This window comes from Streptomyces venezuelae, assembly GCF_008642315.1.
Classification (GTDB): domain Bacteria; phylum Actinomycetota; class Actinomycetes; order Streptomycetales; family Streptomycetaceae; genus Streptomyces; species Streptomyces venezuelae_D.
Window position 1 is genome coordinate 2810688 of sequence record NZ_CP029192.1, and the last position, 13144, is coordinate 2823831.

Annotated in this window: 8 protein-coding genes; 7 read left to right on the plus strand and 1 reads right to left on the minus strand. The window is 72.6% G+C overall.

Features of this window, described 5'->3' with window-relative positions:
• Positions 1-53: 53 nt before the first annotated feature.
• The 7 genes from DEJ48_RS11715 (at position 54) to DEJ48_RS11745 (ending at position 10002) form a co-directional block, all read left to right on the plus strand.
• Positions 54-1421, plus strand: coding sequence for an ABC transporter substrate-binding protein (locus DEJ48_RS11715; RefSeq protein WP_150216077.1), 1368 nt, complete (start codon positions 54-56; stop codon positions 1419-1421).
• Positions 1422-1426: 5 nt separating this feature from the next.
• On the plus strand, positions 1427-2374 hold the full coding sequence (locus tag DEJ48_RS11720; protein WP_190537973.1) for a carbohydrate ABC transporter permease: 948 nt from the start codon (positions 1427-1429) through the stop codon (positions 2372-2374).
• A 3-nt stretch (positions 2375-2377) separates the two neighbouring features.
• Positions 2378-3259, plus strand: a complete 882-nt coding sequence (locus DEJ48_RS11725) for a carbohydrate ABC transporter permease (RefSeq protein ID WP_150216079.1) — start codon at positions 2378-2380, stop codon at positions 3257-3259.
• Between the two features lie 52 nt (positions 3260-3311).
• Complete coding sequence (locus tag DEJ48_RS11730) at positions 3312-4874, plus strand: glycoside hydrolase family 13 protein (protein WP_150216080.1); 1563 nt, start codon at positions 3312-3314, stop codon at positions 4872-4874.
• A 95-nt stretch (positions 4875-4969) separates the two neighbouring features.
• On the plus strand, positions 4970-6850 hold the full coding sequence (locus DEJ48_RS11735; RefSeq protein WP_411757531.1) for a right-handed parallel beta-helix repeat-containing protein: 1881 nt from the start codon (positions 4970-4972) through the stop codon (positions 6848-6850).
• 102 nt (positions 6851-6952) lie between these two features.
• Positions 6953-7582, plus strand: coding sequence for an SUKH-4 family immunity protein (locus tag DEJ48_RS11740; RefSeq protein WP_150216082.1), 630 nt, complete (start codon positions 6953-6955; stop codon positions 7580-7582).
• Between the two features lie 161 nt (positions 7583-7743).
• Entirely contained in the window at positions 7744-10002 is a 2259-nt protein-coding gene (locus DEJ48_RS11745) for a hypothetical protein (protein WP_150216083.1), read from the plus strand.
• An 11-nt stretch (positions 10003-10013) separates the two neighbouring features.
• Here DEJ48_RS11745 and DEJ48_RS11750 read toward each other — a convergent pair whose 3' ends face one another.
• Positions 10014-13070, minus strand: a complete 3057-nt coding sequence (locus DEJ48_RS11750; protein WP_150221125.1) for a helix-turn-helix transcriptional regulator — start codon at positions 13068-13070, stop codon at positions 10014-10016.
• Positions 13071-13144 lie beyond the last annotated feature (74 nt).

The window sequence follows — 13144 nt, forward strand, 5'->3', positions numbered from 1 at the left end:
CCACCCGGCACCCGCAGCACGGACGTACAGCACGACCCGGAGGGGGTCTCCCGATGACATCCACGAGCAGCCGAACACTCTCGCTCGCCACCGCGACCGTTCTCGCGCTGATCGCGCTCACCGCTTGCGGCACGAGCAGCGACGGCGCCGAGTCGGATTCCGGCGGCAAGGTGAAGCTCGACGTCAACGGGCAGCCGCCCACGACCCAGGCCTTCGAGCGCAAGCTCTACGACAAGCACGTGCGGCAGTTCGAGAAGGCCAACCCGGACATCGACATCGTGCCCCACGAGGGCTTCATGGACCCGAAGACCTTCAACGCGAAGCTCGCCGGCGGCAAGTTGGAGGACGTCTTCTACGTCTACTTCACCGACACCCGGTCCCTGATCGAGAAGAAGCAGGCCGCGGACATCACGGACGCCGTCAAGGACATGCCGCGCCGCGGCGACCTCCAGGACCCGCTGATGAAGATCTTCCAGGACGACGAGGGAAGGCAGTACGGCCTGCCGACGTCGAACTACTCGATGGGACTCATCTACAACCGCGCCCTGTTCGAGAAGGCCGGCCTCGACCCCGACCAGGCACCGAAGACCTGGGCGGACGTCCGCAAGGCCGCCAAGAAGATCGCCGCGCTCGGCGACAACACCGTGGGCTACGCCGACTTCTCCAAGAACAACCAGGGCGGCTGGCACTACACGGCGGAGCTGTACTCACGCGGCGGCCGGATCGCCGAGGAGAGCGGCGGGAAGTGGAAGGCCGCCTTCAACACCCCTGAGGGCAAAGCCACCTTCCAGGACCTGTACGACATGCGCTGGAAGGACGACTCCATGGGCAGCAAGCAGCTGCTCCAGGTCGAGGACGTCCAGCGGATGATGGGCTCCGGCAAGCTCGGCATGTACGTCGCGGCCGCGGACAACATCACCGTCATCGCCAAGCAGTTCGGCGGGAAGTACGCGGACTACGCGCTCGCCCCCGTACCGGACGCGAAGGCCACGCTGCTCGGCGGCGAGGGCTACATGTTCAACCCCAAGGCGTCCCCGGCGAAGATCAAGGCCGGCGTCAAGTGGATCCAGTGGCGCTACCTCAACCCCGACGTCATCGAGAAGAACGTCGCCGACTACGCGGACGCGAAGCTCCCCGTCGGCATCCCGATGCCCACCGTCCCCGACGTCTTCGAGGGCCCCGTCCGCGACCGGATCGAGAAGGCCAAGCAGGACAAGGCGAACATGCCGACCGGCAACTACCAGGCGTTCATGGACTCCGCGCCCAAGGTGCCCGGCGTGATCGAACCGCCCAAGGCCCAGGAGGTCTACGCGATCCTCGACTCGGCGATGCAGTCCGTCCTCACCAAGAAGGACGCCGACATCGACGCCCTGCTCGACGACGCCGAGAACAAGGTCAACGCGATCTACGACGCCTCCTGATGAGCATGTCGCTGAAGACCCCGACCCGGGACACGGCCCTCGCGCCGGCCCCCTCCCCCGCACCCCGCAGACCGCGGGAGGCCCGCCGCCGCGCGCTGCGCGAGCACCTGACGGCGTACGGGTTCCTGAGCGCGGCCGTGGTGATCTTCGCGCTGTTCTCGTGGTGGCCGATCATCCGCAACGTGCTCCTCGGCTTCCAGGACGTCAACTTCGCCACCGGCAACACCTGGAACGGCACCAGCAACTTCGAGAAGCTCCTCAACGATCCGCTGTTCCTCACGGCCTGGCGGAACACCGGCCTGTTCACCCTGTACGCGCTGGTCCTCGGCTTCGCCGTGCCGTTCCTGACGGCGGTGCTCCTCAACGAGTTCCGGCACGCGCGGGCGTACTTCCGGGTCCTCGTCTATCTGCCCGTCATGCTGCCGCCGGTCGTGGTGGCGCTGATGTGGAAGTGGTTCTACGACCCGGGCCCCGGCCTGTTGAACGAGATCCTCCGCACCCTGCACCTGCCGACATCGGCGTGGCTCGACTCCTCGTCCACCTCACTGATCTCCCTGGTCATCGTCTCGACCTGGGCCAACATGGGCACCACCACCCTCATCTACCTTGCCGCGCTCCAGACCATCCCCGGCGAGCTGTACGAGGCGGCGGAGCTGGACGGCGCGGGCGTGTGGCAGCGGCTGCGCCACGTCACGATCCCGCAGACCCGGTTCGTGCTGCTCGTCCTGCTGCTGCTCCAGATCGTCGCGACGATGCAGGTGTTCACCGAGCCGTACGTGATGACGGGTGGCGGCCCCGAGGACTCCACGGTGACCGTGATGTTCCTCGTCTACCGGTACGCCTTCGTCTACAACGACTTCGGCACCGCCAGCGCGCTGAGCCTGCTGCTCCTGATCGCCCTGGGCGTGTTCTCCGCCCTCTATCTGCGGGTCACCCGCGCCGCCAAGGAGTGAGCGATGTCCGCCTCGACGCGCACCCTCGTCCGCCCCGCCGTCCTCAGGACGCGCAAGGGACGGCTCATCTACTGGTCGGTCCTCACCGTCGCCCTCGTCCTCTTCACGGTCGCCTTCATCGTGCCGCTGTACTGGGCGGCGACCGGCGCCATGAAGTCGTCCACCGAGCTGGCGCAGAACCCGCCCACCTACGTGCCCGAGAGCTGGCACCCCGAGAACTACACGAAGGCATGGCGGGAGATGGACCTCTCCCGCTACTTCCTCAACACGGTCGTCCTGGCCGGCGGGGCGTGGCTGGTGCAGCTCGCGGTGCAGATCCCCGCCGCCTACGCCCTGTCCAAGCTGCGCCCGCGGTTCGGGAACGTGGTGCTCGGCCTGATGCTCGTGACGCTGATGATGCCCGCCACCGCGCTCCTCGTGCCGGTCTACCTCACCGTCGTGGACGTCCCGCTGTTCAACCGCAACCTGATCAACAGTCCCAGCGCGGTGTGGCTCCCCGCCGCCGCCAACGCCTTCAACATCTACATCCTGAAGAACTTCTTCGACCGGATCCCCGACGAGCTCCTCGACGCGGCGAAGGTCGACGGCGCGGGGCCCGTGACGACCATGTGGCGCGTGGTGCTCCCGCTGGCCCGGCCGATCATCGCCGTGGTCTCCATCCTCTCCATCGTCACGGCGTGGAAGGACTTCCTCTGGCCGCTGCTCGTGCTGCCCGACCCGGCACAGCAACCGCTGAGCGTGTTCCTCCAGCGCGTGGCCCAGGACACCCCGCTCAACAGTCTGGTGGCCGGGCTCGTCATGGCGTCCCTGCCGCTGGTCGCGCTCTTCCTGGTCTTCCAGCGCCACATCATCGCCGGGCTCGGCGCCGGCAGCCTCAAGGGCTGAGCGCGCGGAGACCGCACCACGGTCTGCTCCGGTTCGTACGAAAGGACTCCCCTTGCCCAGCACGGAGTGGTGGCGCAGCGCTGCCATCTATCAGGTGTACGTCCGTTCCTTCGCGGACGGGAACGGCGACGGCACCGGCGACCTCGCCGGGGTCCGCTCCCGCCTCCCCTATCTGGCCGAACTGGGCGTGGACGCCCTGTGGTTCACCCCCTGGTACCTGTCGCCGCTCGCCGACGGCGGCTACGACGTCGCGGACTACCGCACCATCGACCCGGCGTTCGGCAGCCTCGGCGAGGCCGAGAAACTCATCGCCGAGGCCCGGGAGCTGGACCTGCGCTGCATCGTGGACGTCGTGCCGAACCACGTGTCCGACCAGCACGAGTGGTTCAAGGCGGCGCTGGCGGCGGGGCCCGGCTCCCCGGAGCGGGAGCTGTTCCACTTCCGGCCGTACTCGGACGAGCCGCCCAACGACTGGGTGGGCGAGTTCGGCGGGGTGCCGTGGTCCCGCACGGAGGACGGCGAGTGGTACCTCCACCTGTTCGCGCCCGAGCAGCCCGACCTCAACTGGAGCCACCCGAAGGTCCGGCGGGAGCACGAGGACGTGCTGCGCTTCTGGTTCGAGCGCGGCGCCGCGGGCGTCCGCATCGACTCCGCGGCGCTCCTCGCCAAGGCGGAAGGACTGCCCTCCATGGACCGGGACCGCCCGCACCCCTTCCACGACCAGCCGGAGCTGCACGACATCTACCGCTCCTGGCGGCGGATCGCCGACGAGTACGGTGCCGCGCTGATCGGTGAGATCTGGCTGCCGGACGCGGAGCGCTTCGCCCGCTACCTGCGCCCGGACGAGCTGCACACCGCCTTCAACTTCGACTTCCTGTCCCGGCCGTGGGACCCGGCGCAGCTGTGGGAGTCGATCGACCTGACCCTGACCACGCACGCCCCGGTCGGCGCCCCCGCCACCTGGGTCCTCGCCAACCACGACGTGACCCGCACGGTCACGCGGTACGGGCGGGCGGACGACACCGGCTTCGCCTTCGAAAGGAAACGGTTCGGCGTCCCCACCGACCTGGACCTCGGCACCCGCAGGGCGCGGGCCGCGGCCCTCCTCACCCTGGCGCTGCCCGGCTCCCTCTACCTCTACCAGGGCGAGGAGCTCGGGCTGCCGGAGGCGGAGATCCCCGTTGACCGCATCCAGGACCCGATGCACGCGCGGTCCGGCGGCCTCGACCCGGGGCGGGACGGCTGCCGGGTGCCGCTGCCCTGGGACGGCGCCCCGGAGCGGAGCTGGCTTCCGGTGCCGCGGGACTGGTCCGCGTACGCGACCGAGCTCCAGGTCCACGACCCCGGCTCGATGCTCTCCCTGTACCGGACGGCGCTGCGGCTGCGGCGCTCCTTCGCCGACGCGGGGCCGCTGCGCCGGCTGCGCGCCGACGAGCCGGGCGTGCTGTCCTTCGCGCGCACCTGTGAGCGGGACGGCGCCACGCTGATCTGTCTGGTCAACTTCGGATCCGACGACGCGGCGCTGCCCGCGGACGCCGAACTCCTGCTGGCCAGCGGCCCCTTGTCCCCGCGGGGGCGGTTGCCGCAGGACACCGCGGTCTGGCTGCGGGCCTGAGCGCCCGCGGCCGGACCGCACACCTCCCCCCACACACAGAGCCGCACCCATCCCGTCCCCCCACCACCGAAGGGACTGTCATGCGCACCACACGCTTGCTCGCCGCCGCGCTGGGCCTCGGCCTCGCGTCGGCGGGCCTCCTGCCCGTCACGGCACACGGGGCCACCACGACCGACAGAGCCACCGCCGCCGCCCGCGGCGCGAACCTGCCGTACACCGAGTACGAGGCGGAGGACGGCACGTACGACGGGACCCTCCTGGAGGCCGAGCCCACCCGCCCCTTCGGCCACACCAATTTCGCCACGGAGTCCTCGGGCCGCAAGGCGGTCCGGCTCACGTCGACCGGCCAGTACGTCGAGTTCACCTCGGAGAACTCCACCAACTCGATCGTCGTACGCAACTCCATACCGGACGCCCCGGGCGGCGGCGGTCAGGACAAGACACTCAGCCTGTACGCCGACGGCGAGTTCGTGCAGAAGGTGACGCTGTCCTCCAAGCACAGCTGGCTGTACGGGAACACCGACGACCCGGAGGGGTTGACCAACCGCCCGGGCGGCGACGCACGACGGCTCTTCGACGAGTCGCACGCCCTGCTCAAGGACACGTATCCGCAGGGCACGAAGTTCCGGCTGCAGCGCGACGCCGGTGACGACGCCGCGTTCTACGTCGTCGACCTGATCGACCTGGAGCAGGTCGCGCCGCCCGCCGCCAAACCTGCCGAGTGCACCTCCATCACCGAGTACGGGGCGAAGCCCGACGACGGCGAGGACGACACCAAGGCCATCCAGGCGGCCGTGACCGCCGACCAGAAGGGCGAGATCGACTGCGTGTGGATCCCGGCCGGGCGGTGGCGCCAGGAACAGAAGATCCTCACCGTCGACCCGAAGTACCCCGGCACCCCGTACAACCAGGTCGGCATCCGCGATGTCACGATCCGCGGCGCGGGCATGTGGCACTCCCAGCTGTACACGCTGACCCCGCCCCACGAGGCGGGCGGCATCAACCATCCGCACGAGGGCAACTTCGGCTTCGACATCGACGACAACACCCGGATCTCCGACCTCGCCATCTTCGGCTCGGGCACGATCCGCGGCGGCGACGGCGGCCAGGAGGGCGGGGTCGGACTCAACGGCCGCTTCGGCAGGAACACGAAGATCGAGAACGTCTGGATCGAACACGCCAACGTCGCCGCCTGGGTCGGCCGCGACTACGGCAACATCCCCGACCTGTGGAACCCGGGCGACGGCCTGGAGTTCAGCGGCATGCGCATCCGCAACACCTACGCGGACGGCGTGAACTTCTCCAACGGCACCCGGAACTCCACCGTGTCCGACTCCTCGTTCCGCAACACCGGGGACGACGCGCTGGCCGTATGGGCCAACAAGTACGTGAAGGACCAGTCGAAGGACATCGGCCACGACAACACCTTCACCGGCAACACGGTCCAGCTCCCCTGGCGCGCCAACGGAATCGCGGTCTACGGCGGCTACGGCAACACGATCGAGAACAATCTGGTCTCCGACACGATGAACTACCCCGGCATCATGCTCGCCACCGACCACGACCCGCTGCCCTTCTCCGGTCGGACACTGATCGCGAACAACGGCCTGTACCGCACGGGCGGCGCGTTCTGGGGCGAGCAGCAGGAGTTCGGCGCCATCACCCTCTTCGCCCAGGGGCAGAGCATCCCCGGCGTGACCATCCGGGACACCGACATCCACGACTCGACGTACGACGGCATCCAGTTCAAGTCGGGCGGCGGCGCCACACCCGACGTGAAGATCAGCAACGTGAAGATCTCGAAGTCCAACAACGGCGCCGGCATACGCGCCCACGGCGGGGCCCGCGGCAACGCGGCGCTCTGCGACGTGACCATCACGGACTCGGCGGACGGCGACGTCCTGATCGAGCCGGGGTCCCAGTTCACGGTGGGCGAGAGCTGCGCGGCGGGGAAGAAGGGCCGCCCGCGGAGGTAGGAGGCGCGTCGGGGACCATGGCGGGAGGGGAGCACCACCGTGCCCCTTCCGCCATGAGTCGTCCGGCGCCAGGGTCGCGCCGTCGAGTTCGGAGTTCCGGCAGTGCTTTTCGACGTCACCCGCTCCGCGGTCACCGGCATCTTCGGCGAGGACCGCCTCGTGACGCTGCCCGTGTCCGCGTTTCCCGCCTCCGCCGCGGACACACGGGGTGCCCGCCTCCTCCAGTCGGTCGGCGCCCCCACCGGGACGCTTCATCTGCGGGAGCCCGACGAGGCCTCCGGGGCACTGCCGCTCGTCCGTGACGTCGTCGACGTCGAGGGCATCGAGGGTTACGAAGGACGGGAGGACGCCGGGGAGGCGGCGGGCGTCTGGCCCGTCATCGGCTGGCTGCTCAACGCGCATCTGGCCCTCGACCCCGCTTCCGGGAAGGTGTACGCCTTCGATCTCGACGAGGAGACCGCGCGGGAGCTCCACGCGGACGTCTCGTCCCTCGTGCACGTCACGGTCAGCTTCCAGCGTCTGCTCGACGAGTTCACCTTCGGCGACGACAGCGAGGAGGCGGGCTTCGAGCGTCTTGAGCGCGAGGTCGCGCGCATCCGGGAGGAGACGAGCCGCGTCGACCCGCTCCCCTTCCGGGACGACGAGACCGCCTGGTGGGTGATCGGCGACGAGATCGCCGCGGGTCAGCGCTTCACGGGCGACAGCCCGGGAGGGCGTTCGCTGTACGGGTGACCGTCGGCCGGTTCGGCCGGTGCCGTCGGTTTGCGTAGCCGGTTGCGTAGTTCTACGGATGCCGGGACCACCCGTGTCCTGAGACCCTGCGCATCCAGGGGGAGCCGTGCCGCATCACGCACCCGCCCCGGCCCCCGGATCATCCGAACTAGGAACCGCACATGGGCCCGCAGGGCGCGACCAGGAACCTTCACGCCCGCGCCCGCCAGGAGCGCCGCAGAAGCCCCGAACCCCCCGAGCTCCCCGAGCACCACGAGCTCCTCGGCGACATCCTCCGGCTGGACGCGGAGCCGTACGGGAGGGCACGCACCGCCCGCGCCGAAGAGCTCGCCGACGCGGCCGCCGCCACCGGCGACCGCCCGCTGCTCGTGGCGGCGCTGACGCTCCTCGTCCACTCGTACAGCTTCGGCGGCGAGTGCGCGCGGACGTTCGTACCGTTCCGGCGGCTGCTGCGCCTGTACGACGAGAACCCGGCGGACTTCGGCGAGGACGACGTCCGGCGTCTGCACTGGATGTTCAAGTGGGTGGTGACCGACGCGCGGCAGCAGCCCGACGTCCCGCTCGCCGAGGCCGAGGGGTGGCTGACCCGGATGCGGCGCCGCTACCGCGCGGCGGGGTACTCCGAACGGGCCGTGCACGGCGCCGAGTTCAGGCTCGCGCGGCACCTGGGCGACAGGGCCCGCGCCACGCGGGCGTACGCCGCGTGGACGGCGGCCGTGCGGGACGACATGGCCGACTGTCTGGCCTGCGAGTACGCGACGGAGGGTCTGCGGCAGCTGGACCTGGGCGACGACCTGGCGGCCCTCGACGGGTGGGGACCCGTCCTGGGCGGCACCCACAGCTGCCACCGCGAGCCGCACGAGACCCTCGCCCGGTCCCTGTTGCCGCTGGTCCGCACCGGCCGTACGGACCGGGCACGCGACCACCATCTGCGCGGCTACCGGATGGTCCGCTCCGACGAGGCGTTCGGTCCCGTCGTCGGGCTGCACGTCGAGTTCTGCGCGCTCACCGGCAACGAGCCGAGCGGCCTGCGAATCCTCGGCGAGCAGGGCCGGCGCTGGGCCGACACGGGCGACCCGCTCGACCACCTGGAGTGGCTGGTCGGCGCCGCGCTGCTGATGCGCCGTGCGGTGGAGACGGGCCACGCCGAGCGTCAGGTGCCGGGGCCGCCGGGCCGCGCGTGGACGGCGGCGGCGCTTCTGGACCACACCCGGGACGCGGCCCTCGGCCTGGCCGCCCGCTTCGACCGGCGCAACGGCACGACCACGGTCTCGGAGGGAGCACGGGCCCGCATGGCCGCGCAACCACTCGTGGACGGCCTGCCGTTGCACATCCGGACGGCTCGGCCCGCGCCAGCACCGCACCACGACTCCGCATCGACGCTGTCCCCGCTGGACCGGGCCCGCCTGTGCCTGACGCTCGCGGAGTCCCTGACGCCCTCCGACGACTGGGCCGACGGGACGGGTCCGCGGGCGGAACGGCTCCTGACCGACGCCGCGCACTTCGCGGGGCTGCCCGGCGGAAGCCCGCACATCGGCGCGCTGGCCCGGCTGCGCCTCGGCGGGCTGCACTGCGAGGCAGGCCGTCACGAGGAGGCCGTCGAGGTCCTGGAGTCCGTACTGCCCGACCTCGGGGACGACCACGAGCCGGCCGACCGCGCCCAGGCGCACACCTGGCTGGCCCGAAGCCACCTCCGCACGCACCAACCAGCGCTGGCGGCGGTCCAGTTCATGCGTGCCGCCGAGCTCACCCGCGCCTCTCCCGGCGGCCGGCACGAGGAGGCATCCCTCACCCAGCAGGCGGCGCGGGCGCTCAGCCGGGCCGGGCAGCCGGCGGAGGCCGGGCGGGCCTACGCGCGGGCCGAGGAACTGTGGCGCGCCCTCGGCGAGCACGGCGCCCTGGTCCGGGCGCAGCGGGCCAGGGCGTGGGAGACCCTGGCCGCTCACGGACTCGCCGCGGCCGACACCGTCATGGCGGAGGCCCTGGACACGAACCTGCGCCGCGCCGAGGAGGCCGAACAGGACCCGGAGCGCACCGAGCTGCACGTGGAACTGGGCCGCACCCACGCCCAGTTGGCGCGCCTGGCGATGGAACACGCAGACGGCCCACCGCTGGCCGGGTGGGGCACCCCGGAGCAGTGCGCGGCCAACGTACGCGCCTTCGCGACCGCACTCGGCCACACGGAACGGGCGATCGAGGCGCTGCGCGCGTGCGGCGGCCCGGGTCTGGCGGACCTCCACCCCACCGAACTCCTCGCCGTACGCCTGGAATTCGTCCTGGATCGCCGCGAGGAGGCGGCGACCCGCGCCCGCGCCCTGGCCGCCGCGGTACGCGCACGCCCGGACCCGGACGGCACGCTGGCGTCCCTCGCCGAGGAGTGCGACCTGCTGGCCGGGGCGGGCCGCACACCGCCGGAGTGAAGGGCCGCTCCCTACTCTCCCCCGCCCTGCGGCGGCCCGGCCGCGCACCGCGTCACCAGCGAGGCCAGGGCCGCGCGCGAGGTGACGCCCGTCTTGCGGTACACCCGGCCCACATGGCTCTCGACCGTGCGGGTGCTGAGGCAGAGCCGGTCGGCGACGGCCTGGTTGGTGAGGCCCTCGGCGACCAGCGCGGCTATCTCGCGCTCGCGCGGCGTCAGGGAGGCGAACGGGCCGGACGGCAAGGGCGGGACGTCGGCGCGCGGGCCCGGGAGGGGGGTGCGGGCCGTCGGGTCGGCGGGCGGCGGGCCGCCGGAGCCATGTGCGGCCGCGCCGTCCCGCGTCACCCCCGGGCCCGTACCGCCCCGGCCCGGCCGCGCGCCCTCCCCCGACCCCGCCCCTGCTCCCGCTCCCTCTTCCCGGCCCCGGCGCGCCCGCGCCGCCATGTCCAGGATCAGGCGGGCGCCGCCCTCCTCGGCGAGGCGGAGGCCGCGACGGGACATGGCGGCGGCCCGGGCGGGGTCGCCCGTGGCGGCCGCGAAGGGGGCGCCGAGCAGCAGGCTCTGGGCCTCGCGCAGCACCGCCCCGGCCCGCGCGCTCTCGTGCGCCGACTCCGTGAACGCCGCTGCGGCCCGCGCCAGTTCGCCTCGCTGGGCCGCGACGAGTCCGACGGCGCGCAGGGCCGCGCCCCGCTGGACGGGCAGGCCGAGCCGGTCCGCCAGCGCGAGCGCGTGGGACGCCCAGCGTTCCGCGTCCGCCACGTCGCCGGTGGCCAGCGACGCGGTGACGAGCAGCTCGAAGAAGTTGGGCCGCATCGAGGGCTGTACGCGGGACAGGTCGCCGTCGCCGCCCGCGTCCAGCAGGACCTCCCGCACCCGGTACGGGTCGCCCGCGCCCAGCACCGCGTACGCGAGAAGACTCCGGGACACCGTCGCCCACCAGCCCTCCACCGCGCCCACCGTCGCCGCTGCCTCCTCGGCCGCGGCCAGCACGTCCGGGTCGCCCGCCGGACGCGTCTGCATGAGGATGAGGGCGCGTACGGCCCGGCTCATGCCGAGGAGTTCGGCGCCGCCCAGCGAGCCGGCGACCGAGACGGCCTCGTCGGCCCACTCCAGCGCCGTGTGCAGGCGTCCCGTGGTGAAGCGGGCGTACGCGCCGGTGAGCAGCAGCTGGGCCAGCGCGAAGGGCCGGCCGGTGCGCCGGGCGATCTCGACGCCGCGTTCGGCGTGGCGCTGCGCGGCGGCGCAGTCGTCCAGGAACACCTCGCTCCAGGCCAGACGCACCAGCGACTCGCACTGTCCGGCGAGGTCGGCGTCGGTCGTGACGTCGGTGAGCGCGGCGGCCTCGGCGGCGTACTCGCGCGCCGCCTGCGTGTTCCCCTCGTACGCCTCCCCCAGCGCCGCCAGCGTCAGGGCCTCCGCGGCGCCGAGCTCGTCGCCGCGGAGCCGGGCGTCGGCCAGGGCCCCGGCCACCTCGTCGCGGGCCTCGGGGTAGCGCGTGGCGAACAGGGCGCGGTTGCCCCACTCGACGACCAGACCGGTGCGCTGGGCGGGCGGCGGCCCCGGGCGCCGGTCGAGTTCGCGGCGGAGCAGGGCGCGGGCTGCCGCGTACCGGCCGAGGGTGCGCTCCATGAAGGCGCACTGCACGACGGCGGACGTCCGCAGCGCGTCCCCGCCCTCCGCCCCCTCCGGCCCTTCCGGGGCGGGGCGGTGCGTCGCGATGAGCCGGTGGAGGAGGTCCCTGCTCTCCCTGACGGCGCCGGTCATGCCGAGCGCGGTCGCCCGCTTGAGCATCAACTCGCTGCGTGTGATGTGGTGTTCGGGCGTGTCGGGCAGGACGCGGAGGACCACGCCGAGGAGCCGCGCGCTGTCGGCGGGGGCCGTGGCGACGGCCTGTTCCGCGGCTTCGGTCAGGACGGCCGCCGCCTTGGGGTCCCAGCGGGAGAGGGACTCCTCCACGTGGTGGGCGCGGTCGAGGAGCGGCGCGCCGGTCCGGGTGAGCTCGACGGCGGCCGCGCGGTGCAGTTCGAGGCGGCGCCAGGGGTCGACGGTCTCGCGTATCCAGGCGCGCAGGAGCGGGTGGCGTGGGGTGAGGCAGCGCGCGCGGCGGTCCGATCTGAGCAGGTCACGGTCGACCAGCACCCGCAACGCGGCGATGAGGTCGAAGGGGTCGGCCCCCGTCACGGCGGCGATCCGGTCCGTGTTGGCGTGCTCGCCGAGCACCGCGACCGCGTCCATGGCGGCCCGCTCCAGGCGGGGCAGCACGGCGAGTTCGTCGTGGAAGGCCGCCGAGCGGTCGCCGTGGAGGAGGGCGAGGAAGTACAGCGGACTGCCCTGGCTCGCCTCGTACATCTCGACGGCCCGCTCCCGCGGCACTCCGGCGGCGAGCCCGTCGATCAACTCGTCGGCGCCCAGCGGTCCGAGGGCGGTCCGCAGGACGACTCCGGAGTCGAGCCCGCGCGTGAGGGCGGCGGACAGCGCGGCCGGGGTCTGCCGTTCACGCCGGCCGACAGCCAGCAGGAACGGGGCGCGCACGGGGTGGCGTACGAGATGGTCGACGAGCTCGACGGTCGCCTCGTCCGCCCAGTGCAGATCGTCGAGTACGACGACGAGGCCGCGCCCGCCGACACCGCCGAGCGCCGCCGCGGTGACCCGGCACAGATCGAAGAGGTCCGCGCCTGACACCGCGCCCGACACCGCACCCGGGCCGAGGCCCGCCACCGCGGCCGGACACCCGTCGCCGCACTCCCCCCGCACGACCGCGGGCAGCCCGTCCAGCGAGGGGAACGCACGGCGTGCGCGCGGGTCGAGTTCGGTGAAGGCGTCCGTGAACGGCCGCAACGGACGCCCCCTGGCCCGCTCCGACCCCCTCCCCCGCAGCACGGTCACACCCCGGGCCCGGGCCAGCGCCGCGAACTCCGTCAGGAGCCTGCTCTTGCCGATCCCCGGGTCCCCGACCACGTCGACGACGCCCGCCCTCAGGTCGTCGAGGAGCGCTTCGAGGCGGCCGAGCTCCGCACCCCTGCCCACGAACGGCGCCCGCCCCGCGGGCCCCGCCGCGCCTTCGACCATCTCCACCACAGCCCACGCCCCCTCACGGAGGCGCGCGGCCTCCCGGTGACGTTGTACCGCACCCGCCTCGTGCG